Source organism: Stenotrophomonas maltophilia (assembly GCF_025642255.1).
Lineage (GTDB): Bacteria > Pseudomonadota > Gammaproteobacteria > Xanthomonadales > Xanthomonadaceae > Stenotrophomonas > Stenotrophomonas maltophilia_P.
Window position 1 is genome coordinate 564,167 of sequence record NZ_CP106759.1, and the last position, 26,989, is coordinate 591,155.

Sequence of the window (26,989 nt, forward strand, 5' to 3'; positions counted from 1 at the left end):
CGTCGATGCCGATGCGTATGGAAAAACCCGCCGCATTGCCGGCGGGTTTTTCTTTGCGCGGATGAAACTCCTGTCGCCACCATGAGTTACATGCATTTCCATGCGCCAGACAATCGTCACGTGCAACTAACAAAATGGATTGATAAACGCGTGAAAAAGTGAACTGCTTCACGGCAATGTGATTTGCTGTGTCAAAGTCTTGACGATATGGAAAGTTGCCGTTAACACTTGAACCCCGTTTCAGAACCATTCATCCCGCAGTAACCGCTTGGCGCACGCGCTCGGTTTTCTGTCGCTGCGCGCCGTTCGGCAATACCCCGCAGTAAATCACGCGAATAAACGCCCCCAGGGGACGTTGGACCAGAAGGTCCGGCGGTGGCGTTGCTTTGCCCAAAACCAGTCCAATCAGGAGCCGTACCGATGAATCGGATTTATCGCAAGGTCTGGAACAAAGCACTGGGTCAGTTGGTCGTGGCCTCGGAACTGGCCTCGTCCGACAGTTGCGGCGGGGTCGTCGACCAACGCCGCGATTCGACACAGGCCAGGCCCTTTGTACTGGCTGCCGCACTGGCGCTGGCACTGGGATTGGGCATGACCGGCGTCGCCTCTGCACAGTCGGTGGAGATCGGCGGCAACGCCAACTGCGTGGTGCTCAACAGCTCGATCGTCGACAAGTGCCTGGTGGATGGCAGCGCCTCGGCCACCGGCACCAATGCGGTCGCCGTGGGCACCGGCAGCCGTGCAACCGGTGCCAACAGCGTGGCGCTGGGCGCCGGCTCGAAAGCAACGCGTGCCAATACCGTTGCTGTCGGTGATGCGGGCAAGGAACGGCAGGTGACCCACGTCGCCGCTGGCACCGAGGCAACCGATGCGGTGAACAAGGCGCAGCTGGATGCACAGGCGCGGGCCACGCAGGCGGCGTTGGCCGAAGCGACAGCCCAGAGCAGTCGCTACTTCAAGGCCGACGGCGCCGGTGATGACAGCGACGCGGCGAAGATCGAAGGGCAGGGCGCGATTGCGGTCGGCAGCGGCAGCCAGTCGCTGGCCAACGCCACCACGGCCGTCGGCACACAGGCCGTGGCCGCCGGTCTGGGCGCCAGTGCGTTCGGCCAGAACGCGTTGGCCATCGGCGATGCCAGCGTCGTCGTCGGCCAGAGTGCCGTTGCGCTCGGACTGGGAGATACCGCCGTAGGTGCCAGCGCTGTTGCGGCCAGCGAGAACGGCGCAGCGACCGCACTGGGCGCGTTGTCCGAGGCCAGTGCGGACGGCGCAACGGCGGTCGGTGGCGGAGCCGTGGCCATGGGCCCGGGCAGTACCGCCGTGGGTCGTGGCGCAACGGCCGCCAATGAAGCATCGATCGCGGTCGGTGCGTTCAGCACCGCCGTGGGTGAATACAGCACCGCGCTGGGTTCGAACTCGGCAGCGGTTGCCACCGGCAGTGTGGCGCTGGGCGCCGGCTCGCTGGCCGACCGGGTCGATACGGTATCGGTGGGCGCGGCCGAGTACGGTCTGACCCGGCAGATCACCAGTGTCGCGGCGGGTACCGAAGACACCGATGCGGCCAATGTCGGCCAACTCCGGGACGTCGCGGCCGTGGCCGATGCCACGGCCAAGCGTTTCCAGGCCACCGGCAGCAGCAACAGCGACGCCGGTGCGCTGGCCGCAGGCGATGACGCGCTGGCTGCCGGTGAAGCGGCCAACGCGCTCGGCGATGGCACCACCGCAGTCGGCGCCGGCGCCACCGCGGTCGCGCAGAACGCCACGGCGGTCGGCAACAACGCCCTGGCCGCCGGACAGAACAGCGCCGCGTTCGGCAACAACGCGCAGGCTGCAGGACCCGGCAGCGTCGCGGTGGGTGGCGCCGCCGTGGACGAGAACGGCAATCCGCTCATCACCAACGGCGGCGTGCCGGTGGAGACCGGTGCGACCAGTGCCGGCGTCGGCGGCACTGCGGTCGGTGCCAGCGCAGAGGCGGCTGGCTTCGCTGCGTCCGCCTATGGCGTGGGTGCCTATGCGGCCGGCGCGCAGTCCTCCGCATTCGGCGCGGTGGCCAACGCCATCGGCGACTACGCCACCGCAGTCGGCACCCAGAGCAACGCGACCGGCACCAGCAGCGTGGCCGTGGGTGGCCCGGCTGACCTGATTCCCGGTCTGGGCTTCTTCGTGCAGACCCAGGCCAGCGGCGAAGCCGCCACCGCTGTGGGTGCCGGCGCGATCGCCAGCGGTGACCGGACCGTGGCCAACGGCAGCCTGACCGAAGCCTCCGGCGCCGAAGCCACGGCCATCGGCTACTTCGCCTACGCACCCGGAGAAGGGGCCAGCGCGCTGGGCGCGCAGACCTGGGCCAGCGGCGCGCAGAGCACGGCGGTTGGCTACTACGCCACGGCGCGCGGCGCCAACAGTGTCGCCCTCGGCGCGAACTCTGAAGCCATCCGTGACAACAGCGTCGCCGTGGGCAGTGCCGGCAACGAGCGGCAGATCACCGGCGTCGCTGCCGGCAGTGAAGCCACCGATGCAGTGAACAAGGCGCAGCTGGACGCCGTGGCCAGCACCGCGGATACCACCGCCCATTACTTCCAGGCCCAGCCGGAAGCCGGCAGCGATGCCGGTGCGTTTGCCGAGGGGGAGGGTGCGGTGGCCGCCGGTTCGTCCAGCAACGCGATCGGCGCCGGTGCCGTCGCCCAGGGCGCGGGTGCTTCCGCCGTGGGCGATGACAGCGTCGCCATCGGTCGCAACAGCAGTGCCAGTGGCAACGGCGGGGTCGCCATCGGTGGACTGGGCCAGGCCTACGACCAGTACAACCAGCCGATCATCGGCGATGACGGTCAACCAGAACGTGTCGGCACCACCGCCGGCGCCGATGCCACCGCCGTCGGCAATGGTGCGCAGGCAACGGGTGCGTCGGGCAATGCCTTCGGCAGCGCGGCCAAAGCCACCGGCGACAACAGCGTGGCTGCCGGTGGCAAGTCGCGGGCGACCGGCAGCTACGCGGTCGCCGTGGGCGACAGTGCGTTCGCCAGCAGCGACGACAGCACCGCCGTCGGCGGCTACAGCTGGGCCACCGCCAGTGGCGCCAGCGCATTCGGTTCGGGCGCATGGGCCACCGCCACCAACGCATCCGCCTTCGGCAATGCAGCATGGGCCAGCGGCAGTGGCGCCACCTCCATCGGCTACAACAGCTGGGCCAACGGCACCAGCGCCACCGCCGTCGGCCGCGGTGCCTTCGGCTACGGCGACTACAGCGTGGCGTTGGGCTACCAGGCGCTGGGCAACACGGTCAACAGCATCGCCATCGGCACCAATACGGTGGCCGGCGGTGAAAGCGCGATCGCGCTGGGTGCCGGCAGCAACGCCAGCGGCAGCAACGCGGTCGCGTTGGGTGCAGGCTCGGTGGCTGATCGTGACCGCAGCGTGGCGGTTGGCGCTGCCGGCAACGAGCGCCAGGTGACCCACGTGGCCGCAGGTACGCAGGCCACCGATGCGGTGAACAAGGCACAGCTGGATGCCGTCGCGGCGGAAGCCTCCACCACCGGCAAGTACTTCCAGGCCAGCGGCAGTGCCGACAGCGATGCTGGCGCTTACGTGGAAGGGGACAACGCACTGGCTGCCGGCGAGGCATCCAACGCCATCGGCGACGGCGCCATCGCCCTGGGCAGCGGCGCCAACGCACTGGCCAACAACGCGCAGGCGCTGGGCTTCAATGCCGTGGCCACCGCGGCCAACGCCAGCGCGATCGGTGCCAACGCACAGGCGACTGGCGAGTACGCCACCGCGCATGGCGCGGAAAGCGAAGCCAGCGGTGAACAGAGCGCGGCCTTCGGTGCTGCCTCGATCGCCAGTGGCGCTGGCAGCACCGCCAGCGGCGTGCTGTCCGAAGCCTCCGCAGAAGAGGCGACGGCGGTGGGCTACTTCAGCACCGCCAGTGGTGAAGCGGCCACGGCGGTCGGCAGCGAGAGCGTGGCCAGCGGCACGGCCTCGGCCGCGTTCGGCATCGGTGCGGAAGCCACGGGTGGCTACAGCACCGCCATCGGCGGTTTCGCCAGCGCCTCGGCGTTCAACGCCACCGCGTTCGGCAATTTCGCCAATGCCTCCGGCTCCAACAGCGTGGCGCTGGGCGGCGACTCGGAAGCCTCCGGCGACTACAGCACGGCCACCGGTCAGGGCAGCTTGGCCACCGGTACGAACAGTGTCGCTGTCGGCGGCTCGTTGTTCGGCATTCTCGCCACCGAGGCGTCCGGCAACTACTCCACGGCCGTCGGTGGTGGCGCATGGTCGCCGGGCATCAACAGCACCGCGCTCGGCAATGCGGCCGAGTCGCGCGGCGCCAACAGCGTCGCGCTGGGTGCCGATTCGATTGCAGACCGTGACAACACGGTATCGGTCGGTGGTGGTGGCAACACCCGCCAGGTGACCAACGTGGCGGCAGGTACCGAAGGCACCGATGCGGTCAACAAGAATCAGCTGGACGCCGTGGCGTCGGTGGCTGAGAACACCAGCCGCTACTTCCAGGCCAGTGGCAGTGCCGACAGCGATGCCGGCGCCTATGTGGAAGGTGACAACGCGCTGGCCGCCGGCGAAGCGGCCAACGCGATCGGCAACGGTGCCACCGCACTGGGCAGTGGTGCGACGGCGGTCGCCGCCAGTGCCACCGCGGTGGGCCTGGACAGCCTGGCCAGCGGCAGCAATGCCGCAGCGGTGGGCAGCAACGCACAGGCCACCGGTGAAAACAGCGCGGCACTGGGCAGCGGTGCGGTCGCCAGCGAGATCGGCAGCACGGCGACCGGCGCGGGCGCACAGGCCACGGCGGTGTACAGCACCGCCAACGGCTCGGAAGCGCTGGCCAGCGGTGCGCAGTCGCTGGCCAGCGGCTTCCGCAGCGCGGCGTCGGCCGATGGCACCACGGCGGTCGGTGGCTACAGCGAGGCAACGGGTCGCCTCGGCACCGCGCTCGGCTATGGCACCGCCGCGACCGGTGCCAACACCACGGCCGTCGGGTTCGGTGCGGCCGCGGCCGGTACCGGAGCCGTGGCGGTGGGCCAGTCCAGCGAAGCCAGTGGCGAGGAGAGCGTCGCCATCGGTGGCAGCACTTTCTTCGGCCTGATTCCTTCCCGGGCCAGCGGTACCGGTGCGTCGGCGTTTGGCGCCGGCGCCTGGGCCACCGACGACTACGCGACCGCCATCGGCTGGAACTCCTGGGCCGACGCAGCTGATTCCACCGCACTCGGTGCCAGCGCCACCGCCAATGCTGCGAACAGCGTGGCACTGGGTGCGGGTTCCGTTGCCGACCGCGCCAACAGCGTGGCCGTCGGCAGCACGGGCAGCGAACGTCAGGTCACCCATGTCGCGGCGGGTACCGAAGGCACCGATGCGGTCAACAAGAACCAGCTGGACGCCGTGGCGTCGGTGGCCGAGAACACCAGCCGCTACTTCCAGGCCAGTGGCAGTGCCGACAGCGATGCCGGCGCCTATGTGGAAGGTGACAACGCGCTGGCCGCCGGCGAAGCGGCCAACGCGATCGGCAACGGTGCCACCGCACTGGGCAGTGGCGCGACGGCGGTCGCCGCCAGCGCCACCGCGGTGGGACTGGACAGCCTGGCCAGCGGCAGCAATGCCGCAGCGGTGGGCAGCAACGCACAGGCCACCGGTGAAAACAGCGCGGCACTGGGCAGCGGTGCGGTTGCCAGCGAGATCGGCAGCACGGCGACCGGCGCGGGTGCACAGGCCACGGCGGTGTACAGCACCGCCAACGGCTCGGAAGCGCTGGCCAGCGGTGCGCAGTCGCTGGCCAGTGGCTTCCGCAGCGCGGCATCGGCCGATGGCACCACGGCGGTCGGTGGTTACAGCGAAGCCAGTGGTCGTCTCGGTTCTGCACTGGGTTACGGCACGATCGCCAGCGGGGCCAACAGCACCGCGACGGGCGTGTTTGCCACGGCCAGCGGCGCCAGCGCGGTGGCCATGGGTGATTCCAGTGAAGCCAGCGGCGATGAAAGCGTCGCCATCGGTGGCAGCACCTTCTTTGGTCTGATCCCGGCCCGCGCCAGCGGCTACGGCGCTGCGGCGTTCGGTGCGGGCGCATGGGCCACCGACGACTACGCGACCGCCATCGGCTGGAACTCGTGGGCCGACGCAGCTGATTCCACCGCACTGGGCGCCAATGCCACCGCCAACGGCAGCAACAGCGTCGCCCTCGGTGCTGCATCGAAGGCAGACCGCGACAACACGGTGGCGGTTGGCAGCACGGGCAGCGAACGCCAGGTCACCCATGTCGCCGCAGGTACCGAAGGCACCGATGCGGTCAACAAGGACCAGCTGGACGCCGTGGCGTCGGTGGCCGAGAACACCAGCCGCTACTTCCAGGCCAGTGGCAGTGCCGACAGCGACGCCGGCGCCTATGTGGAAGGTGACAACGCGCTGGCCGCCGGCGAAGCGGCCAACGCGATCGGCAACGGTGCCACCGCACTGGGCAGTGGCGCGACGGCGGTCGCCGCCAATGCCGCTGCCGTGGGCTTCAACGCGGTGGCGACGGGTGAGGATGGCGTGGCCATCGGCAACAGCGCCAGCAGTACCGCTGGCGGCGCGATCGCCCTCGGTGCGCAGAGCAGCAGCGCCGGGCCGGCCAGCGTCGCCCTGGGCGCGCAGTCGGAAGCGGAGGGCATCGGTGCCGTTGCGGTAGGTGGCATCGCCCAGGCCAGCGGCCTGGCCGCTACCGCCGTCGGCTACGGGGCCACGGCCGACGGTCGCGAAGCGACTGCGGTCGGCAACTTCGCCTATGCCAATGGCTGGCAGTCCACAGCCTACGGTGCGGGTGCCACGTCCAGCTTCTTCGGCACGGCCCTGGGCAGTGGCGCGCAGGCGGCCGACGTCGCCACGGCGGTCGGCCAGGGCACCACCGCGCAGATCGCCGGTGCGGGTTTCGGCGTACAGGCACGCGCCGGTGAGTACGGTACCGCGCTCGGCAACAACGCGGCCACCGGCCTCAATGGCGTGGCGGTGGGCTTCAACGCACTGGCCGGGCAGGATGCCAACAGCGTCGGCAGCGGTCAGCACACTACCGCCATCGGCAGCGAGGCGTGGGCGACCGAGGACGGGGCCACCGTGGTCGGCTACAACAGTTACGCGCAGGCAACCAATGCCACGGTGCTGGGCAGCAACACCTGGACGACCAAGGCCGCCGACAACAGCGTCGCGCTGGGTGCCGGATCGCTGGCGGATCGTGCCAACGCGGTATCGGTCGGTGCGGCGCAGGACTGGGTTGATGCGGCGGGCGTTACCCACAGCGCGATCAACCGCCAGGTCACCAATGTCGCGGCCGGTACCCAGGCGACCGATGCGGTGAACAAGGGCCAGCTGGATGTGGTGGCGGCCACCGCCGATGCCACCGGCCGCCACTTCCGTGCGACCGGTACCGGGACCGCCAGCGCCACGGGCAGCAACGCGGTCGCCGTCGGTTCCGGTGCCAGTGCCAGCGGCAACCGCAGCAATGCGCTGGGCAGCAGTGCCAGCGCCATCGGCAATGCGGCGCTGGCCGTCGGCGCCAACGCCGGCGCGACCGGTGCGAACTCGGTGGCGCTGGGCAGTGGCGCGCGCGCGCTGGACGCCAATGTGGTGTCCGTCGGCGGTGGCAACGGTACCGATGGTCCGGCGACGCGCCGCATCGTCAACGTCGCCGACGGTCGCATCGCCGCAGGCAGCAGCGACGCGGTCACCGGTTCGCAGCTCAACGTCACCAACCAGCGCGTCGGTGCGGTGGAAACCCGGGTCGGCGATTTCGATTCGCGTATCGCGACCGTGGAAACGTCCACTGCCAATGCGGTCGGTTATGACGACGCCAGCCGCGACCGGCTGACCCTGGCCGGCATCGAGGGCACCACGATCGACAATGTCGGCGCCGGCAGCATCGCCGCAGGCAGTCGCCAGGCGATCAATGGCGGCCAGCTGTTCCAGTCGCTCAGCGATGCCGCCAGCTTCCTCGGCGGTGGCGCCAGTGTCGGCATGCAGGGCGTGTTCGTCGCGCCGAACTACGTGATCCAGGGCGCCAGCTACAGCAATGTCGGCGATGCGCTCGGCGCACTGGACCGCAAGGTCAGCGAGATCGACCAGCGCACCGGGGGGGCGAACCGCTCCCGCACCGCCAGCCTGCGTTCGACCAGCACGCCGCTGGAGGGGGGCGCCGGCAGCCTGGCCGCGGAGACGGCCAGCGCCGATGCCGTCCCCACCGTGGCCACTGCCAGCACTGCCCGGGTACAGGGCGCGCCGACCGCCGCCGCAGCGGGCTCGGGCATCCCGGTCGCCACACCGGCAGCGGGTTTCAACGCGGTCACCGTGGGAGAGGGCGCCGTTGCCAGCGGCGCGTCGTCCACGGCCATCGGCCAGGGGGCCAGTGCGACGGCCGCCAACGCCGTGGCGCTGGGCCAGGGCTCGGTTGCCGATCGTGCCAACACCGTCTCTGTCGGCAGCGAAGGCAACGAGCGCCAGGTCACCAATGTCGCGGCCGGCAGCGCTGCCACCGACGCGGTCAACAAGGGTCAGCTGGACCGTGGTGTCGCCACGGCCAACAGCTACACCGATGGCCAGGTGAAGGCCGTGACCGACAGCTTCGATGTGTTCAAGGGCGAAGTCGATGGCCGCCTGCGTCATATGGACCGTCGCATCGATCGTCAGGGCGCGATGAGCGCGGCGATGCTCAACATGGCCACCAGCGCCGCCGGCATCCGTACCCAGAACCGGGTCGGCGTCGGTGTCGGCTTCCAGGGCGGCGAGTCGGCGTTGTCGCTGGGTTACCAGCGTGCAATCAGCGACCGCGCCACGGTCACCTTCGGCGGTGCCTTCAGCAGCGACGACAGCTCGGTCGGCGTTGGCGCCGGCTTCGGCTGGTAAGCCACTCCATCGCGCCGGCGGCCACCCACGCCGGCGCAATACCCGCAACGAGGGCCTGGGGGGAGGTCACGGCAATCCCGGCTGGGCCGGCCGGGAGTCGTCAAGGAATGATGGCCGCAGTGTTGGTTCGATCCATGACCCAGAAGAGGAATTTCGACGTGATCAAGAAGCAGAACCTTCGCATCAACGTGCTTGCCGCCGCTGTGCTGTCGATGACCGCGGTAGGTGCCGTCCATGCCGCCGGGTTGCCGACGCAGGAACCGGCACGCCAGGCGCGCACCGCACAGCCGGGCACCGACCGCATCATCGTCAAGTACCGCGCCGGCACGGCCGCTGCGCTGGATCGTTCGGCCAAGCTGTCCACGGTGCAGTCGGCGCTGACCCGCGCCAGCCTGTCCGGCGGCACTGTGCGCGCCAGTACCCTGGGCCCGCAGGTCGTGCGCAAGCTCGGCGTCGGCGCCGATGTGATCCGCCTGCAGGGCCGCCTGGCCCCGGCTGAACTGCAGCGCGTGCTGAAGGAGCTGAAGGCCGATCCGGCGGTGCAGTACGCCGAGGCCGACGTGAAGCTGCGCCGCAGCGAACTGCGTGCCGGCGACGTGCAGCCGGCGCTGGTGCCGAACGACCAGTACTACCAGCAGTACCAGTGGCACCTGCACAACGCGACCGGCGGCATCAACGCGCCGGCGGCCTGGGATGTTTCGCAGGGCGAGGGCGTGGTGGTGGCGGTGCTCGACACCGGCATCCTGCCGCAGCACCCGGATCTGGTCGGCAACCTGCTGGAGGGCTACGACTTCATCAGCGATGCCGAGACCTCACGTCGCGCTACCGACGACCGTGTACCGGGCGCACAGGACTATGGCGACTGGGTCGAGAACGACAACGAGTGCTACACCGGTTCGCTGGCTGAAGACAGCTCCTGGCACGGAACGCACGTCGCCGGCACCGTGGCCGAGCAGACCAACAACGGTGTCGGCATGGCCGGCGTCGCGCACAAGGCCAAGGTGCTGCCGGTCCGCGTACTCGGCAAGTGTGGCGGCTACCTCTCCGACATCGCCGACGCCATCACCTGGGCCTCCGGTGGCACCGTGACCGGCATTCCGGCCAATACCAACCCGGCCGAAGTCATCAACATGAGCCTGGGTGGCAGCGGCAGCTGCGATGGCACCTACCAGGATGCGATCAATGGCGCGATCTCGCGCGGCACCACGGTCGTGGTGGCCGCCGGCAACGAGACCGACAACGCGTCCAATTACCGTCCTGCCAGCTGCGCTGGTGTGGTGACGGTGGGGGCCACCCGCATCACCGGCGGCATCACCTACTACTCCAACTACGGCACCCGCGTCGATCTTTCCGGCCCCGGTGGTGGTGGCAGCGTGGACGGGAATCCGGGTGGCTATGTCTGGCAGGCAGGTTCCGACGCGGCGACCACGCCGGATTCGGGCAGCTACAGCTACATGGGCATGGGCGGTACCTCGATGGCCTCGCCGCACGTCGCGGCGGTGGCGGCACTGGTGCAGAGCGCGTTGATCGCCGATGGCAAGGAGCCGCTGGCTCCGGCAGCCATGCGTACCCTGCTCAAGGAAACCGCACGCCCGTTCCCGGTGGCCATCCCGTCGGCGACCCCGATTGGTACCGGCATCGTCGACGCAAAGGCCGCACTGGCCAAGGCGCTGGAGGAACCGTGCACCGAGGACTGCGGCCCGGTAGCCACGCCGCTGACCAACAAGGTCGCTGTCGGCGGCCTGTCCGGTGCGACCGGCGGCAGTGCCCTGTACAGCTTCGAAGCGGTGGCGGGCAAATCGCTGAGCGTGATCACCTACGGTGGCAGTGGCAACGTGTCGGTGTACCTGGCCCAGGGCCGCGAGCCCAGCGCGAGCGACAACGATGCCAAGTCCACACGTGCGGGGAACGCCGAAACCGTGCGCGTCAACAAGCCGGTGGCCGGCACGTACTACGTCAAGGTCGTGGGTGAAGCCGCCTACAGCGGGGTGACCATCCTCGCCACGCAGTAACGCCATCACACTGTCGTAGATGAACTGGCGACGCCCGTCACCCCGCGGTGGCGGGCGTTGTCATTTTTCGAAAGGCGGCGCGATGGCGGCGGAAACCACGGCTTAACTGCTAAAGTCGGGCCGATCGACAGGAGAGTCACGTGAACGCGCTCGCTGCAACCACTGCCGACGACGCCGAGAGCCGCATCCTGGATGCGCTGCTGGCGCGTGGGCGGCTCAAGGAAGGAGACCTGGCCCGGGCGCGGCCACTGCATGCCGAGGCCGGCGGCAGCCTGCTCGGCCTGCTGGTGCGCCTGGGGCTGGTGTCCGAGCGGGACCAGGCGCAGGCCAGCGCGGATGTGCTGGGCCTGCCACTGCTGGAAGGCAAGCAGGTGCCCGAGACGCCGCCGCAGTCCCTCGCCGAAGGCCTGCCGCTGTCGCTGCGCTTCCTCAAGCAGTTCCACGTCTGCCCGCTGGCGCTGGATGAACACGGCGTACGGCTGTGGTTGGCCGATGCCCACGATGTCTACCCGCAGCAGGCCGTGCAGCTGGCCCTGGGCGTGCCGGTCACGCCGGTGCTGGGCATGCGTGCGGAGATCGACGATCTGGTCGAGCGCTGGTTCGGCCAGGGCCGCAGCGCCATGGGGGCGATCGTGGAAACCGCCGATGGTGAAGGCGGCGCGGTGGACGACATCGAGCATCTGCGTGACCTTGCCTCGGAAGCGCCGGTGATCCGCCTGGTCAACCTGGTGATCCAGCGCGCGGTGGAACTGCGTGCCTCGGACATCCATGTCGAGCCCTTCGAAAGCCGGCTGAAGGTCCGTTACCGCGTCGATGGCGTGCTGGTGGAGGGCGAGAGCCCGCCCGCCAACCTGACCGCCGCGGTCATCAGCCGCATCAAGATCATGGCCCGGCTCAACATCGCCGAGCGCCGCCTGCCGCAGGACGGCCGCATCATGCTGCGCGTGCAGGGCAAGGAGCTGGACCTTCGCGTCAGCACGGTACCGACCGCACACGGCGAGAGCGTGGTGATGCGCCTGCTTGACCGCGAAACCGTGGTGTTCGATTTCCATCGGCTTGGCTTCACCGATGCATTCCTGCCGCAGTTCCGCAAGGTCCTGGAGCAGCCGCACGGCATCCTGCTGGTGACCGGCCCGACCGGTTCGGGCAAGACCACGACGCTGTACACCGCGTTGAGCCAGCTCAATACCGCCGACGTCAAGATCATCACGGTCGAAGACCCGGTCGAGTACCAGATCGAGGGCATCAACCAGATCCAGGCCAAGCCGCAGATCGGCCTGGACTTCGCCAATGCGCTGCGCAGCATCGTGCGCCAGGATCCGGACATCATCATGATCGGCGAAATGCGCGATCTGGAGACCGCGCGCATCGCGATCCAGTCGGCGCTGACCGGCCATCTGGTGCTGTCCACCCTGCATACCAACAATGCCGCCGGTGGCATCACCCGGCTGCTCGACATGGGTGTGGAAGACTATCTGCTGACCTCCACCATCAACGGCATCCTCGCGCAGCGTCTGGTGCGCCGTCTGGAGCCGACCCACGCCGAGCGCTACCCGGCGTCACCGGAAGAGATCGATCGTTTCGAGCTGCGCCGCCTGCAGCCGGAGGGGGCGATTCACCTGTACCGGCCGCGTCCCTCAGCACTGGCACCGACCGGCTACCTGGGCCGCACCACCATCATGGAATTCCTGGTGATGAACGACGCGCTGCGGCGCGCGGTGATGCGCCGCGATGGTATGGGCGAGCTGGAGCGCATCGCGCGCGAAGGCGGCATGCGTACCATGTACGATGATGGCCTGGCCAAGGCCCTTGCCGGGCAGACGACCATCGAGGAAGTCCTGCGTGTGACGGAGGAGAGCTGATGCGCGCCGGAGCCCGGGGCTGACATGCCTAACTACCGCTATAAGGCCCTCAATCCGCATGGCGAGATCTTCGACGGGCAGATGGAAGCGGCCAGCGAGGCCGACCTGATCGCGCGCCTGCAGGACCAGGGGCATCTGCCGATGGAAACCCAGCTGGCCGATGCGGGCTCCATCGGGGGGGGCAACTGGCGCAACCTGTTCCACCAGCGCCCGCTGCAGGGCCCGGCGCTGCTGCAGTTCACCCAGCAACTGGCGACCCTGCTCGGTGCCGGCCAACCGCTGGATCGCGCGCTGTCGATCCTGCTGGGCCTGCCCGAGGACGAGCGCTCGCGTCGTGCGATCACCGACATCCGCGACGTGGTGCGCGGTGGTGCGCCGCTGTCGACCGCGCTGGAGCGCCAGCATGGCCTGTTCTCGCGCCTGTACGTGAACATGGTGCGTGCCGGCGAGGCCGGCGGCAGCCTGCATGAGACCCTGCAGCGGCTGGCCGATTACCTTGAACGCGCGCGTGCGCTGCAGGGCAAGGTGATCAATGCGCTGGTCTACCCGGCCATCCTGCTGGTGGTGGTGGGCGGCGCGCTGCTGTTCCTGCTGGGTTACGTCGTGCCGCAGTTCGCGCAGATGTACGAGAGCCTGGACGTGGCGCTGCCGTGGTTCACCAACGCCGTGCTGCAGCTCGGTCTGTTCGTGCGCGACTGGTGGATGCTGCTGCTGGTGGTACCGGGCGTGCTGGCCCTGCTGTTCGAGCGCAAGCTGCGGCAGCCGGCCTTCCGGCTGGCCCTCGACGGCTGGCTGCTGCAACGGCGCAGCATCGGCCGCCTGCTCGGCGAGCTGGAGACCGCACGGCTGGCGCGCACGCTGGGAACGCTGCTGCGTAACGGTGTGCCGCTGCTGGGTGCGCTGGGCATCGCCCGCAACGTACTGGGCAACCGCGCGCTGGCAGCCGACGTGGATACCGCCGCCGACGAGGTCAAGAACGGTGCGGGCCTGTCGCTGGCACTGTCGCGCGGCAAGCGCTTTCCGCGGCTTGCCCTGCAGATGATCCAGGTCGGCGAGGAATCCGGCGCGCTGGACACCATGCTGCTGAAGGCCGCGGATACCTTCGAGCAGGACAGCGCCCGGCGCATCGATCGCCTGCTGGCGGCGATGGTCCCGGCGATCACCCTTGTGCTGGCTTCGGTGGTCGGTGCGGTCATCGTCGCCGTGCTGGTCCCGCTGTACGACCTGACCAATGCCATCGGTTGACGATGGACTCTTCCGCACTTCGACCCAACGCAACCGAAAGGACCGATCATGATCGCTAACCGTCGACCCATCCGCCTGTCCTTCACCGCCGCGCGGCACCAGTCGGGCATGAGCCTGCTGGAGATCATCATCGTCATCGTGTTGATCGGCGCGGTGCTGACCCTGGTGGCCAGCCGCGTGCTGGGCGGTGCCGACCGGGGCAAGGCCAACATCGCCAAGGCGCAGGTGCAGACCGTGGCATCCAAGATCGACAACTACCAGATCGATACCGGCAAGCTGCCGGGCGCGCTCACCGATCTGGTGACCGCACCGGCCGGCGTTGGCGGTTGGCTCGGCCCGTACGCCAAGCCGGCCGACCTCAACGATCCGTGGGGGCACGCGCTGGAGTACCGCGCACCCGGCGAAGGCCAGCCGTACGAGCTGATCAGCCTGGGCAAGGACGGCAAGGCCGGTGGCAGCAGCGTCGATGCCGACATCCGCTACCAGCCGTAATCCCGCATGACGTATTTCCTGCCGCGCCGGTTGCCCCGACCGCGCCTGCACGGCAGGCGCCCGGCGGGGCTGTCGCTGCTGGAGATGCTGCTGGTGATCGCGCTGATCGCGGCCATCGGCCTGATCACTGCGGCGGGACTGTCGCGTGGCTTCGCCGGCATGCAGCTGCGCAGCGCCGGCAAGGACATCGCCAACCAGCTGCGCATGGTGCGTGCACAGGCGATCGCGCGCGGCGAACCGCAGCGGTTCGTGATCGAGCCGGCACGGCATCGCTGGCAGGGGGCGAACCAGCGCCAGGGTGAACTGCCGGCACAGTTGACGGTGCGTTTCGAAGGTGCGGCGCAGCTGGCCACTGCGCCGGGGCAGGGTGTGATCGAGTTCCATCCCGATGGCGGTTCCAGTGGCGGCCGCATCCGCCTGCAGCGTGATGCCGCTGAATGGCGCATCGATGTCGGCTGGTTGACCGGTGAAGTCCGCTCCGGCCCATGGCAGGCGCAGTGATGCGGCGCGCGCGCGGTTTCACGCTGCTGGAGGTGATCGTGGCCTTCGCTCTGCTCGGGCTGGCGCTGACCCTGCTGTTGGGCAGCCTGTCCGGCGGTGCCAGGCAGGTGCGCGAGGCCGAACTGCGCACGCGCGCCGTCCTGCATGCGCAATCGCTGCTGGCTGCGGCGGGCGTGGATGCGCCGCTGCAGGTGGGGCAGCAGCAGGGCGACTGGGAAAACGGGCGCTATCGCTGGGAGCTGCAGGTGCAGCCCTGGACCGAGCCACGCGCCGGCAACGCCGCGGCCACGCAGTCGCCGGGTGCCCCGTGGCTGGCCGAACTGCAGTTGCAGGTGCGGTGGGGCGATGGCGAGCGCGAACAGCTGCGCTGGCGCAGCCTGCGCCTGCTGCCGCCGGACCTGGAGCGCGCGCGATGAAGCGGAGCGCTGCGGGATTCACTCTGGTTGAGGTGATGCTGGCGACCGTGCTGCTTGCCGGTGGCCTGGCGCTGGCGTTCGCCAGCGTGCGCTCGGCGATGGCGGTCAGCCAGCGGGGTGAACAGATCGCCGCCGAAAGCGAGCGGATGCGCGCGGTGCAGGCCCTGCTGCGGCGACAGCTGGCCGGGGCGATGCGCAGCCCGCTGGAAGTGCCTGACCCGACCCGCGAGCCGGTGTTCTTCCAGGGCGAAGAGCAACGGATGCTGTTCGTCGCCGATCTGCCAGGCTACCTCGGACGCGGCGGGCCCTATCTGCATGCGCTGCAGGTGGACGGCAAGGCCGGGCAGCAGCGTCTGCTGCTGGACCTGGTCCTGCTGCAGGAGGGCGAGCGCATCGCCGAAACGCCACCACGCCCGCCCGAGGTGCTGGTGGATGGCCTGCAAGCGGTGGAGATGCGCTATCGCGGCATCGATGCCGGCAGCGGGCAGATGACCGAGTGGCTGCCGCGCTGGGAAGACACCCGTCGCCTGCCTCTGCTGGTGGAACTGCGGATCGTGCCGGTCCGCGGTGCCGCATGGCCGCCCCTGGTGGTGGCCCCCCGCCTGGGCGGCGGTGGAGGGGGGCGTTGATGCGGTCGCGCGGGGCCGCACTGGTGCTGGTGCTGTGGTTGATCGCGCTGATGACCGCACTGGTCGGCGCGTTCGCGCTCAGCGCCCGCGTCGAGCATCTGCAGGAGCGCGTGCTCGACGACGATGCACGTGGCCAGGAGCGTGCTCGTGCGGGACTTGAGTACGCACTGATGCGGCTGTCACCGGATCCGCTGCGCGCGCCGTGGCAGGCCGATGGTCGCACCTATCGCTGGCAGTTCGACGGTGCCCGCATCGAGATCCAGGTGCTGGACGAGAACGGCAAGATCAACCTGAACCTGGCCGACGTGGCGCTGCTGACCGCATTTCTGCAGGCACTTGGCGAACCGGTGGACAACGCGCGCCAGCTGGCAGGCGCGATCGTCGACTGGCGTGACGAGGACAGCCTGCTGCAGCCCGGCGGCGGTGCCGAGGCACAGGATTACGCCGCGGCCGGGCTGCCGTATGGGCCACGCAACAAGCGCTTCGAGACGCTGGGCGAGCTGCAGCGGGTGCTGGGCATGAACGGGCCGCTGTACCGGAAGATGCTGCCGCACCTGACCCTCTACAGCCGCCAGGCACGACCGGATCCGCGATTCGCCAGCGCTCCCGTGCTGACCGCGCTGGGCCTGGATGCCGACCTCGTGCTGGCGCAGCGGAACCAGCCGGAGCGTGACGGCGATCCGGCGGATGGATCTTCAGCGCTTGCCAGCAGCAGCGGCACCTATAGTATCGAGTCCCGTGTCATCGACGGCAGTGGACGCAGGTCGGTGTTGCAGGCAGTGGTTCGCAATGGCTCCGGGGGGATTCCCGGGCGGTCCTACACAGTGCTTCGCTGGGAGCAGGGAATGACGGCAAGATGACGGCTTGGCAGGACAGTCTGCGGCAGGTGCAGGGCCAGATCGGTCCTGGCGCCGGCCGTTTCCTGCGCTGGTGGCGGCACTCGTTGCTGGCGTGGGTGCCGGCGCGCTGGCAATGGGCGCTGGGCTGGGCCCAGGCACGGTTGCTGCTGCAGCGCGAGGGTGACCAGCTGCAGGTCTGGCGCGAAGCGGGCGAGCGCCGCGAGGCGGTGGTCACCCTGCCGTGGCCCTCGTCTCCGGTCGCACTGGATCGCGTGCTGGAGCCGCGCCTGCGCAGCCTGCCGCGATTCTGGCTGCTGCCGGTGGAACGGGTCCTGCGTCGCACCCTGCGGCTGCCGGCGGCGGCCGGCGACCGGCTGCACGCGGTGGTCGGTTATGAGATCGACCGGCAGACCCCGTTCGAGGCCAGCCAGGTCAGCTATGACGTGCGTGAACTGGGCGTGGCAGGGGAAGGCCAGCTGCAGGTCGAACTGGTGGCCTGGCCGCTGCGCCAGATGGAGGCCTGGCGTGCCAGCGTGGGCGAATGGGGCGACGCCCTGGCCGGCGTCGACGCGATCGATGCACAGGCTGGCACGCTGCAGGTCAACCTGTTGCCGAGCGCCCAGCGCCAGTCGCGGCCCGATCCGATGCGGCGCTGGAACCTGCTGCTGGCCCTGGCCGCGCTGGTGATGCTGGTACTGGCTGGACTGCAGTTGCTGGACAACCGCCGCGCCGCCGCCGACGCACTGCGTGCGGACGTCGAACGCAGCGCGCGCAGTGCCCGGGGTGTAGCCAGTGAACGCGCCCAGCTGCAGGCACTGATCGACGGCGCGGCCTTCCTGGAGTCGCAGCGCCGCCAGCATGCCGGCACGGTGGAAATCTGGAACGAGCTGACCCGCCGTCTGCCTGAAGGCACCTATCTGGAGAAGCTGGCCATCGAGAACAACGGTCTGCAGCTGATCGGGCTCAGCCGCGAAGCCTCGCAGCTGGTGCAGCTGCTGCAGGATGCTCCGCAATGGCGCAAGGTCAACCTGACCGGTGTGCTGCAGGCGGACGGCGCCGGCAGCGGCCGGGACCGCTTCACCATGACTGCCGAACTTCAGCCGTTGCCCGCGGCGGCACCGGCAACGCCGACAGCAGCGACTCCGGAGGCGGCCGATGCCAAGCGCACGCCGTGACCGCTGGCTGGCGCTGGCGCTGCTGCTGGCGGTGCTGGGCCTGGCTTACCTGTTGCTGGTGCACCCTTGGTTCACCCAGCCGCTGCGCGAGATCGATGCCGATGTCGCGGCCCTGCGCGAGCGCCAGCAGCGCGTGCAGGCGCAGCTGCAGCAGCAGCCCCAGATCGAACAGCGGCTGCGCGCCACCCGTGAAGCCTTGCAGCGGCAACCCGGCTTCCTGCAGGAGGCCACGGCCGAAGCCGCCGCCGCCGCGCTCGGCGCGCGCCTGCAGGATGCGGTGGCCACGGCAAGCCCCGGCAACCGCAGCTGCACCATCAGCAACCGCACGCCGCTGACCGACAATCGCCGTGATGCCCAGTTCGTCCGTGTCGCCATGCAGGTACGCCTGCGCTGCGGCGTGGCGGAACTGGCGACCGTGCTGCACAGCCTGGAAACCGGCAGCCCGCGGTTGTTCGTGGACAACCTCAATCTCATCGCGCAGCGCTTCCAGCAGTCGCCGAACGAATCCGGGCTGGGCCTGGACGTCTCCTTCGAACTGGCCGGCTATCTGTTGCCCGGTGCCGCCAGTGGCGCTGCGGCAATCCCTCCCGCAGCGGAGCCCGCCGCGGCCGTCCCGGCCCCGGTCGAGCCGCCGCCACCGGCGGCCGCCGAGGGAGAGGAGGTCGCCGATGAAACGTGAGCCCCTCAGCCTGCGCACCGCTTTCCTGCTGGCCCTGGCCGGCTGGTCCGCGGCGGTATGGCTGGCCACCGGTTTCGGACTGGGCAGTCGCCTGCCGGCCGGCGGGGCCGACGCCGACCCCGCAGCAGCACTGCCGGTGCTGCCGGCGTTCGCTCCGGAACGGATGGCCAGTGCGGACAGCTACAGCGCCATCGCCGCGCGTCCGCTGTTCGCCGAAGACCGCAGGCCGCGCCCTTACCTGCTGGGCGGCAGTGAACCCAGCGCCAGCGCCGCTTTGCGCCTGACCGGTGTGCTGCTCACGGACGACTTCGGCCTGGCCACGTTCAGTACGGAGCAGAACCGCTCGCTGCGCCTGCGCCTCAACGGTGACGCGGTCGACGGTTGGCAGCTGGTCGCGCTGCAACCCCGCCAGGCGACGGTGATCGGCCCGGGCGGCAGCCAGGTGCTGGAACTTGCCGTTTTCAACGGGCAGGGCGGGGAGCCACCGACGGTTCTGCGCGGCAGTACCGGTGCACCCGCACCGGGCGTGCCGGTGCCACCGCCGGTAGTGCCGCTGCCGGCGCAGGCCGCGCCGGCACAGGCGGCGACCGCACCGCAGCGTGCAGCGGACGCCACACCCGCGCCGGCGTCTGCTGCCGCCCCCCCGCCGCCGGCCAACAGCAACGGGCCCAGCGAAGCGCAGATGCAGGCCATCCGCGAGCGCATCCAGGCCCGCCGCCGCCAGCTGCAACAACAACAGCAACAACAGTCGCCGCCGCCTTCGGGCAATGGCGCCAACCGGTAGAGTGAGAGCATGAGCCTGCGTTTTCTTCCTTGGTCCTTCGTGCTCGCGCTGCTGGTGGGCTGCAGTACCGTCTCCAGCCCCCATGTGCAGCGCAAGGGCGCCCTGCAGCCTGCGGCCAGCGCCGGCCAGGCCGCAGCGGACGTCCAGGCCGATGCGGCGGCCGACAGCCAGGGGGCACCGCAGGCGGTCATCCGCCGTGGCACCGGCACGATGATCAACCGCGAGGCCGCGCGCGCGCCGTCGCCGGCATTGCATGCGGCCGGCACCGGCAGCGCCACGTTCAACTTCGAGGGCGAATCGCTGCATGCCGTGGTCAAGGCGATCCTCGGTGACATGCTGGGCCAGAACTATGTGATCGCGCCGGGGGTGCAGGGCACGGTCACGTTGGCCACGCCCAAGCCGGTCTCGCCGGCACAGGCGCTGAACCTGCTGGAGATGGTGCTGGGCTGGAACAACGCGCGCATGGTGTACAGCGGCGGGCGCTACAACATCGTTGCCGCCGACCAGGCGCTGGCCGGCACTGTCGCGCCGAGCACCGCACCGGCCTCCAGCGCGCGCGGTTTCGAGGTCCGGGTGGTGCCGCTGCAGTTCATCTCCGCCACCGAGATGAAGAAGGTGCTGGAGCCGTACGCGCGGCCCAACGCCATCGTCAACGTCGACAGCGGCCGCAACGTGATCACCCTCGGCGGCACCCGTGCCGAGCTGGAGAACTACCTGCGCACGGTCGAGATCTTCGATGTGGACTGGCTGTCGGGCATGTCGGTGGGCGTGTTCCCGATCACGTCCGGCAAGGCCGAGCAGGTTGCCAGCGACCTGGAGAAGGTGTTCGGCGAGGAAAGCAAGACGCCCAGCGCCGGCATGTTCCGCTTCCTGCCGCTGGAAAACGCCAACGCGGTCCTGGTGATCACCCCGCAGGTGCGCTACCTGGACCAGATCCAGCAATGGCTGGACCGCATCGATACGGCCGGTGGCAGTGCCCGCCTGTTCTCCCATGAGCTGCGCTACATCAAGGCGCGCGATCTTGCCGAGCGGCTCAGCGAGGCGTTCGCCAGCAGCGGCAAGCGGGGCGGCTCGAGCCCTGCATCGCTGGCCCCGGGTGCCATTCCGTCGCAGCTGGACAGCGACAGCGACCGTGGCATCGACAGCAACAACAGCAGCAGCTTCGGCTCGACCCCGGGCAGCAGTTCCAGTGGCGGTAATGGCAGCTTGAACCTGCCGCAGCGCCAGTCCGGCAACGTCAGCGTCAGCCTGGAAGTGGAAGGCGACCGGGTCGGCGTGTCGGCGGTGGAGGAAACCAATACGCTGCTGGTGCGCGCGACGCCGCAGGCCTGGCGCTCGATCCGCGAGGTGATCGAGAAGCTGGACGTGATGCCACTGCAGGTACATATCGAAGCCCAGGTGGCCGAGGTCGCTCTGGATGGCGACCTGAAGTACGGCGTGAACTGGTTCTTCGACAACGCCGTGGCCGGGCGTGCACTGACCGGAGCCTTGAGCGGTGTGACCCTGCCGGCCGCGGCGAGTGGCTCCTGGAGCAGCTTCGCCGGTGCTGCGACCGGCGGCGAAGGCCTGGGTTGGGCGTTCACCGGCCACAATGGTGCAGCGGTGGTGAGCGCGCTGGACAAGGTCACCGATGTGCGACTGCTGCAGACCCCGTCGGTGTTCGTGCGCAACAACGCCGAGGCCACGCTCAACGTGGGTGACAAGGTGCCGATCAGCACCACCACGGTGAACACCGGCGTCGGCACCAGCAGCTACAGCTCGGTGCAGTACATCGATACCGGCGTGATCCTGAAGGTGCGCCCGCGCGTGACCCGCGACGGCACGGTGTTCCTGGACATCGTGCAGGAAGTCAGCAGCGCGTCGGATGTGCCGGAGAACTGCAATCCGCAGGAGCGCAACTGCAACCCGCGCATTTCCACCAAGAAGCTGGCTACCGAGGCCGCCGTGCAGAGCGGCGACACCATCATGCTGGCCGGCCTCATCACCGACTCGGCCACCGATGGTAGCAGCGGCATTCCCGGCCTGAGCCGGATTCCGGTGATCGGCGCACTGTTCGGGCAGAAGAGCCGCACCAGCCGTCGTTCGGAGGTGATCGTGCTGCTGACGCCCAGCATCGTTCGCAATGCGCAGGAAGCGCGCACGTTGACCGACGAGTACAGCGAGCGTTTCCGGGCGATGGAGCCGCTGAACCAGCCGCGCGCAAAGAAGTAGGGGGTTACGGCGGGGCGACGCCCGCCGTTTCCATGAACCCCGCTTCGGCTCCGGCCTCTGCACGTGCCGGGTGCAACCCGGCCAACACCCTCCCGGTGCTACGCTGTGGCCACCGACAACCACGGAGGCGGGATGGGGGCGATCGTGTTGTTGCCGCTGTGCGTGGACGATGCGGCGCTGGACCGGTGTCTGGCCGCACTTGATGCCGGTACGGCACCGGGTACCGCGGTCTGGTTGGCCGACGATGCCCAGACCGGACCACGCGCTCAGGCGGTCGTCGAGCACTGGCTGGCGAACACGCCACTGCAGGCCGAGTACACCCGCCGCGCCCGGCCGCTGGGCGAGGTGGCCCATCTGGATGAAATGCTGCGTGCCTGCGAGGGGCTCGACGTGGCCGTGCTGGCACCGGACAGCGTACCGGCGCCGGGATGGCTGCAGCAGCTGCAGGACGCCTTCGCCCGCGATGCGGCCATTGCCACCGCCACGCCCTGGTGCAATGCGGGCGAGACCGCGGCCTGGCCCCGGCTGGGCGAGATCAATGCCGAGCCCACCGATACTGCGCTGCTGGCGCAGACCTGCGCCGCACTGCCGACCCTGCACCCGGAGCTGCCATCGGCGGTCACGCATGCGGTACTGGTGCGCGGCAATGCACGTCGCCGTGCCGGCGGACTGGACGTGGAAAGCTACGCCGGCTGGAACGCTGCGCTGGTCGATCTGAGCCTGCGCATGGCGGGCCTGGGCTGGCGCAACGTGCTGTGCGAGAACGCGTTCGTCAGCCGCGCCGGCGAAGCGGTCAGCCGCGATGGCGATCTGGAGGCGTTGGCCGCGCGGTGGCCTGGCTGGGTGCCACGCCTGGCCGACTTCCTGATGCACGATCCGCTGCACGAACTGCGCGCGGACCTGCAGCAGCGGATGCAGCAGGCGATAATGCCGCGCGAGCAGGGCGATCTGTTCGTCCCGTCCGCGTCGGAGCCAACCGCTTGAATGCCGCCATTGCCGCCATCGTCGTTACCTACCAGAGCGGCAGCACCATCGATGCCTGCCTGTCGCGGCTGCGCCAGTCGCAGGATGTGGCGGAAATCCGGGTGATCGACAACGGTTCGGTGGATGGCACGCTGGACATCGTGCAGCGGCACGCCAGCCACGACCCGCGCGTGCGCTTCATCGGCAATCCGGACAATCCGGGCTTCGCCGCCGCCAACAACCAGGGCGCGGCCGATTCGCACAGCCCGTGGCTGGCGTTCATCAACCCGGACCTGATGGTCGAGCCGGAAACCCTGGCCAGGCTGCGCGACCGCGCGCACGTGCTCGGTGACTCCCTGCTCGGGGTCGAGCAGGTGGATGAGCACGGCCATGCCGATGAGGCGGTGCGCCGCCGTGATCCGGATTTCCTGGCCATGCTGCGCTCACCGGGCAGCGGCTCGAAACTGGCGATTCCGCGCGATCCGGCACAGACGCTGCAGCCGGTGCCGGCGCTGTCCGGCGCGCTGCTGCTGATGCCGCGGACGCTGTTTGATCGTCTCGGTGGCTGGGACGCCGGTTACCGGTTGCACGCCGAGGACCTGGACCTGTGTCGGCGCGCGCGTGAGGCGGGCGCGGTGGTGGCGATCGCCAACGACCTGCAGGTCACCCATGTCCGCGGCGTGTCCAGCCGTTCGCGGCCCTTCTTCGTCGAGTGGCACAAGCACCGCGGATTGTGGCGTTACTTCCGCAGGTTCGAGGCGCCACAGCGCTCGTTGCTGGTGCAGGTGGCGGTCTGGGGGGCGATCTGGGCGCACGCGCTGCTGCTGGTGCCGAGACTGCTGCGCAGATCCCTGTAGTGTCGAGCGTGTCCGGCGGCGGCGCGCATGGGCGGGGCCCCCGGGTTCACCCCGCCGGGCGCATAATCCGCCTCATGCCTATCATCCAGTCCCTGCTCGACACCGATCTGTACAAGTTCACCATGATGCAGGCGGTGCTGCACCAGCATCCCGGCGCCCAGGTGCAGTACCGGTTCAAATGCCGCACGCCCGGCATCGACCTGGCCCGCTTCATCGACCAGATCGATGAAGAGATCGACCACCTGTGCAGCCTGCGCTTCAGCGACGCCGAGCTGGATTACATGCGTGGCCTGCGCTTCGTGAAGCCCGATTTCGCCGATTTCCTCGGCCTGTTCCACCTGGACCGCAAGTACATCCAGCTGCGTGCCTCGACCCGGGTGCCCGGCGAGATCGAACTGGACATCACCGGGCCCTGGCTGCATACGATCCTGTTTGAAGTGCCGCTGCTGGCCATCATCAACGAAGTCTGGTTCCGCAACACCACCACGCCCGACTTCGCCGAGGGCGAGCGCCGCCTGCAGGCCAAGGCCGCGCTGCTGCGCGACACCCCCGGCTTCGAGCAATGCCGCATCGCCGACTATGGCAGCCGCCGTCGCTACTCGCGCGACTGGCATGCGCGCCTGCTGCCGCTGCTGCGCGATGCGCTCGGCCCGCAGCTGGTCGGCACCAGCAACGTGCATTTCGCCCGGCTGTACGGCATGACCCCGCACGGCACGATGGCGCACGAGTACCTGCAGGCATTCCAGGCGCTGGGGCCGCGGCTGCGTGATTCGCAGGTGGCGGCATTGGAGTCGTGGGCGCGCGAGTACCGCGGTGACCTGGGCATCGCGCTGTCCGACGTGGTCGGCCTGGACGCCTTCCTGCGCGACTTCGACATGTATTTCTGCAAGCTGTTCGACGGCGTGCGCCATGACTCGGGCGATCCGTTCGACTGGGGCGACCGCATGCTGGCGCATTTCCAGCAGCGCCGGGTCGATCCGCGCAGCAAGGTGCTGGTGTTCAGCGATGGGCTCGACATCGCCAAGGTGATGCGCCTGTACGACTATTTCCGCGGTCGCTGCCAGGTGGCCTTCGGCGTCGGCACCCACCTGACCAACGATCTGGGCCCGACGCCATTGAACATCGTCATCAAGATGGTCCGCTGCAACGGCCAGCCGGTGGCCAAGCTCAGCGATTCGCCGGGCAAGAGCATGTGCGACGACCCCGGCTACCTGGCCTACCTGCGTCAGGTCTTTGAACTGCCGGACCCGGCTTAAAGGTAGTCGACCACCACCAGGTAGGCGCCCCGCAGCGGTTGCTGCTGCGGCGCTTCCACGCGGTAGCGCTCGGAGAAGGCGATGTCGCCGACGCGCATGGCGCTGGCCGACACGGCCAGCTGCTGGCCATGGCGCTTGCCATCGCGCAGCGTCGCGGCCTGGCTGTCGCCCACCGCGGTCACCGCCACCGTCGAGCCCTTGGCCGACGGCGGGCAGGCCGCCAGGCTCAGCTCGCCCTGGGACAGGGCCGTCGTGCAACCCGGCTCGGCGATGCGGCCGCTGAACCGGATGCTGCCACTGCTGGCCTGGGCCAGCGCACTGACGGACATCAGGGCCACGCACAGCAGAAGGGAAGTCCTCATGACACGTTCTCTGGTTCGGTGTGTCCTAGTTAGCGACAGCTCCGGACGGCCTTTAATAGGCAAAATCCGAATCTGCTAGGGCCATCACCAACAAAGAGTGATGCGCATCAAATAAGGCGCTGGCCGCCTGAAAACAGCCTCTTTCAGGCGCGCCCGCCACCGGGTCGAAGACGTCATCTGCTGTCGTTCCCCCACCTTTGCCGGCCCGCGCCAACTCCCCATCGGCCGCCAAGCCAAAAGTGCCTATCACGTCACATTTGGGGCGTCAATAAACCATCGTTCAGAAAAATAATGGGACTTTCATCACAGTTCTGCATATACTTGCGTCACGGATTCAGGGGTAGGTATGTCCGAATCCGGCCACAGGTGAGACGCAAGGATGGGTCTTGAAGCCCGGCAGTGCTCCTTGCTTCCTCCTCTACTTCCATCTCTTCAGTAGGGTTAGGTAAAAGCAATGCACAAGATCAACATCATCGCGGCTCTCATGCTGGCCGCTGCTCCGCTGGCCGCCAACGCTGCCGACGGCACCATCACCTTCAATGGCAAGGTGACCGACAAGACCTGCACCATCTCGACCCCGGGCGGCAAGGACTTCGCCGTTACCCTGCCGACCGTGTCCAAGAACACCCTGGCCACCGCCGGTGCCGTCGCGGGCCGTACCCCGTTCGCCATCAACCTGACCAAGTGCAGCGCCGGCAACGTCGCCACCTACTTCGAGCCGGGTTCGACCGTTGACTTCAACAGCGGCCGCCTGATCAACCAGGCTTCGGCCAACGCTGCCGGCAACGTGCAGCTGCAGCTGCTGGGCTCGAACAACCAGTTCCTGCCGGTGAAGGCCGCAGGCACCGGTCTGGCCCAGGACAACTCGCAGTGGGTGACCGTTGCCACCGACGGCACCGCCAACCTGAACTACTACGCCGAGTACTACGCCACTGCCGCCGCCACCCCGGGCGACGTCACCAGCAGCGTCAAGTACACGATCATCTACAACTGATCATCGCCGTACCCGCACTGGCCGGCGTACGCGCCGGCCAGCGCTCCGCGGCCCCTGGCCACACACCTCGAGCGTAGTACTTCCGATGAAAGCTCTCTTTCCCCGGGCGCTGCTGCTGGCAGCGTCGACGCTGCTCTTCTGCCAGGAAGCCATGGCAGGCGTGGTGGTCAATGGCACGCGTGTGATCTATCCGGCGCAGTCGCGCGAAGTCACCGTGCAGGTCGACAACGTGGGCGACTCGCCCGCGCTGGTGCAGGCCTGGATCGACAGTGGCGACGCCAACCAGACGGCCGACACCAGTGATGCCCCGTTCGTGCTGACGCCGCCGATCAGCCGCGTCGAGCCGGGCCGCAGCCAGGCGCTGCGCCTGATCTTCTCCGGCGCGCAGCTGCCGACCGATCGCGAGTCGGTGTTCTGGCTGAACGTGCTGGACGTGCCGCCGTCGCCGGACAACGCCGAGAACGGTGAGCAGAACTACCTGCAGGTCGCGTTCCGTTCGCGCCTGAAGCTTTTCTATCGGCCGCAGGGCCTGAAGGGCGTCGCCAACGACGCACCGGCAGCCCTGCGCTGGACCCGCAGCGGTGACCGCCTGCGGGTGGAGAACCCGAGCCCCTTCCACGTGACCCTGGCCGAAGTGCATGCCGTGACCGGCAGCAGCGAAAAGGCGGTCGAGGACAAGGGAACGATGGTCGCACCGAAGCAGAACCTGGAGTTCGCCGCACCGGCGGGCACCACCGAGGTGCGCTTCATCACCATCAACGATTACGGCGGTCGGGTGGAGCACAAGGTCCGCCTCGACAGCACCGGGGGCTGAACGCGCCGCGCTGGCCAGGGC

At 69.0% G+C, this 26,989-nt stretch carries 19 protein-coding genes; 18 read left to right on the plus strand and 1 reads right to left on the minus strand.

All coding sequences use genetic code 11. The annotated features are described in order from the left end of the window. Positions 1 to 420: 420 nt before the first annotated feature. The 16 genes from N8888_RS02565 (at position 421) to pncB (ending at position 24,798) form a co-directional block, all read left to right on the plus strand. Positions 421 to 8,877: an ESPR-type extended signal peptide-containing protein gene (locus N8888_RS02565; protein ID WP_263177268.1), complete on the plus strand. Its 8,457-nt coding sequence runs from the start codon at positions 421 to 423 to the stop codon at positions 8,875 to 8,877. 158 nt (positions 8,878 to 9,035) lie between these two features. Then, positions 9,036 to 10,889 carry a S8 family peptidase gene (locus N8888_RS02570; protein WP_263178328.1) on the plus strand — a complete coding sequence of 618 codons (1,854 nt, stop codon included), beginning with the start codon at positions 9,036 to 9,038 and terminating at the stop codon, positions 10,887 to 10,889. A gap of 140 nt (positions 10,890 to 11,029) precedes the next feature. Next, on the plus strand, positions 11,030 to 12,751 hold the full coding sequence (gene gspE, locus N8888_RS02575; protein ID WP_263177270.1) for a type II secretion system ATPase GspE: 1,722 nt from the start codon (positions 11,030 to 11,032) through the stop codon (positions 12,749 to 12,751). Positions 12,752 to 12,775: 24 nt separating this feature from the next. Continuing rightward, positions 12,776 to 13,996, plus strand: coding sequence for a type II secretion system protein XpsF (gene xpsF / locus N8888_RS02580; RefSeq protein WP_263177271.1), 1,221 nt, complete (start codon positions 12,776 to 12,778; stop codon positions 13,994 to 13,996). Positions 13,997 to 14,044: 48 nt separating this feature from the next. Beyond that, the gene (gene gspG, locus N8888_RS02585; RefSeq protein WP_053520019.1) at positions 14,045 to 14,488 is read left to right on the plus strand and encodes a type II secretion system major pseudopilin GspG; all 444 of its coding nucleotides are present in this window, start codon (positions 14,045 to 14,047) and stop codon (positions 14,486 to 14,488) included. A gap of 6 nt (positions 14,489 to 14,494) precedes the next feature. Then, positions 14,495 to 14,989 carry a type II secretion system protein XpsH gene (xpsH, locus tag N8888_RS02590; protein ID WP_074901860.1) on the plus strand — a complete coding sequence of 165 codons (495 nt, stop codon included), beginning with the start codon at positions 14,495 to 14,497 and terminating at the stop codon, positions 14,987 to 14,989. After that, positions 14,989 to 15,405, plus strand: a complete 417-nt coding sequence (xpsI, locus tag N8888_RS02595; RefSeq protein WP_053520017.1) for a type II secretion system protein XpsI — start codon at positions 14,989 to 14,991, stop codon at positions 15,403 to 15,405. The genes xpsH and xpsI overlap by 1 nt, the downstream gene beginning before the upstream one ends. Next, entirely contained in the window at positions 15,402 to 16,034 is a 633-nt protein-coding gene (locus tag N8888_RS02600; RefSeq protein ID WP_128989080.1) for a type II secretion system protein J, read from the plus strand. Before xpsI ends, N8888_RS02600 begins: the two co-directional genes overlap by 4 nt. After that, a complete protein-coding gene (locus N8888_RS02605; protein ID WP_164151717.1) occupies positions 16,031 to 16,894 on the plus strand; it encodes a type II secretion system minor pseudopilin in 864 nt (287 codons plus the stop codon). The genes N8888_RS02600 and N8888_RS02605 overlap by 4 nt, the downstream gene beginning before the upstream one ends. Then, entirely contained in the window at positions 16,891 to 18,048 is a 1,158-nt protein-coding gene (locus N8888_RS02610) for a PilN domain-containing protein (protein WP_263177277.1), read from the plus strand. Before N8888_RS02605 ends, N8888_RS02610 begins: the two co-directional genes overlap by 4 nt. After that, positions 18,029 to 18,727 (plus strand): type II secretion system protein GspM, encoded by a 699-nt coding sequence (gene gspM / locus N8888_RS02615; protein WP_263177279.1) that lies wholly within the window; start codon positions 18,029 to 18,031, stop codon positions 18,725 to 18,727. Before N8888_RS02610 ends, gspM begins: the two co-directional genes overlap by 20 nt. After that, positions 18,717 to 19,511, plus strand: coding sequence for a type II secretion system protein, XpsN-like (locus N8888_RS02620; RefSeq protein ID WP_263177281.1), 795 nt, complete (start codon positions 18,717 to 18,719; stop codon positions 19,509 to 19,511). Before gspM ends, N8888_RS02620 begins: the two co-directional genes overlap by 11 nt. A 9-nt stretch (positions 19,512 to 19,520) precedes the next feature. Next, positions 19,521 to 21,722, plus strand: coding sequence for a type II secretion system secretin GspD (gene gspD / locus N8888_RS02625; RefSeq protein WP_263177283.1), 2,202 nt, complete (start codon positions 19,521 to 19,523; stop codon positions 21,720 to 21,722). 132 nt (positions 21,723 to 21,854) lie between these two features. After that, on the plus strand, positions 21,855 to 22,706 hold the full coding sequence (locus N8888_RS02630) for a glycosyltransferase family 2 protein (RefSeq protein ID WP_111186329.1): 852 nt from the start codon (positions 21,855 to 21,857) through the stop codon (positions 22,704 to 22,706). Then, a complete protein-coding gene (locus tag N8888_RS02635; protein WP_263177286.1) occupies positions 22,703 to 23,542 on the plus strand; it encodes a glycosyltransferase family 2 protein in 840 nt (279 codons plus the stop codon). Before N8888_RS02630 ends, N8888_RS02635 begins: the two co-directional genes overlap by 4 nt. A gap of 74 nt (positions 23,543 to 23,616) precedes the next feature. Continuing rightward, entirely contained in the window at positions 23,617 to 24,798 is a 1,182-nt protein-coding gene (gene pncB / locus N8888_RS02640; RefSeq protein WP_053518866.1) for a nicotinate phosphoribosyltransferase, read from the plus strand. Here pncB and N8888_RS02645 read toward each other — a convergent pair. Further along, positions 24,795 to 25,160 (minus strand): fimbrial protein, encoded by a 366-nt coding sequence (locus tag N8888_RS02645; RefSeq protein WP_053518868.1) that lies wholly within the window; start codon positions 25,158 to 25,160, stop codon positions 24,795 to 24,797. The genes pncB and N8888_RS02645 overlap by 4 nt on opposite strands. 454 nt (positions 25,161 to 25,614) lie before the next feature. Between N8888_RS02645 and N8888_RS02650 the strand changes: the two genes are divergently transcribed. Next, positions 25,615 to 26,154 carry a fimbrial protein gene (locus N8888_RS02650; RefSeq protein ID WP_053518870.1) on the plus strand — a complete coding sequence of 180 codons (540 nt, stop codon included), beginning with the start codon at positions 25,615 to 25,617 and terminating at the stop codon, positions 26,152 to 26,154. Between the two features lie 85 nt (positions 26,155 to 26,239). After that, positions 26,240 to 26,968: a fimbrial biogenesis chaperone gene (locus N8888_RS02655; RefSeq protein ID WP_053518872.1), complete on the plus strand. Its 729-nt coding sequence runs from the start codon at positions 26,240 to 26,242 to the stop codon at positions 26,966 to 26,968. Positions 26,969 to 26,989: the final 21 nt, after the last annotated feature.

Coding starts and splice junctions, on each gene's coding strand:
- gspD (WP_263177283.1), top strand. CDS start 19,521: ATGAGCCTGCGTTTTCTTCCTTGGTCCTTCGTGCTCGCGCTGCTGGTG.
- N8888_RS02600 (WP_128989080.1), top strand. CDS start 15,402: ATGAAGCGGAGCGCTGCGGGATTCACTCTGGTTGAGGTGATGCTGGCG.
- N8888_RS02610 (WP_263177277.1), top strand. CDS start 16,891: ATGACGGCTTGGCAGGACAGTCTGCGGCAGGTGCAGGGCCAGATCGGT.
- gspM (WP_263177279.1), top strand. CDS start 18,029: ATGCCAAGCGCACGCCGTGACCGCTGGCTGGCGCTGGCGCTGCTGCTG.
- gspG (WP_053520019.1), top strand. CDS start 14,045: ATGATCGCTAACCGTCGACCCATCCGCCTGTCCTTCACCGCCGCGCGG.
- N8888_RS02650 (WP_053518870.1), top strand. CDS start 25,615: ATGCACAAGATCAACATCATCGCGGCTCTCATGCTGGCCGCTGCTCCG.
- N8888_RS02645 (WP_053518868.1), bottom strand. CDS start 25,160: ATGAGGACTTCCCTTCTGCTGTGCGTGGCCCTGATGTCCGTCAGTGCG.
- N8888_RS02655 (WP_053518872.1), top strand. CDS start 26,240: ATGAAAGCTCTCTTTCCCCGGGCGCTGCTGCTGGCAGCGTCGACGCTG.
- xpsH (WP_074901860.1), top strand. CDS start 14,495: ATGACGTATTTCCTGCCGCGCCGGTTGCCCCGACCGCGCCTGCACGGC.
- xpsI (WP_053520017.1), top strand. CDS start 14,989: ATGCGGCGCGCGCGCGGTTTCACGCTGCTGGAGGTGATCGTGGCCTTC.
- pncB (WP_053518866.1), top strand. CDS start 23,617: ATGCCTATCATCCAGTCCCTGCTCGACACCGATCTGTACAAGTTCACC.
- N8888_RS02630 (WP_111186329.1), top strand. CDS start 21,855: ATGGGGGCGATCGTGTTGTTGCCGCTGTGCGTGGACGATGCGGCGCTG.
- xpsF (WP_263177271.1), top strand. CDS start 12,776: ATGCCTAACTACCGCTATAAGGCCCTCAATCCGCATGGCGAGATCTTC.
- N8888_RS02565 (WP_263177268.1), top strand. CDS start 421: ATGAATCGGATTTATCGCAAGGTCTGGAACAAAGCACTGGGTCAGTTG.
- N8888_RS02620 (WP_263177281.1), top strand. CDS start 18,717: ATGAAACGTGAGCCCCTCAGCCTGCGCACCGCTTTCCTGCTGGCCCTG.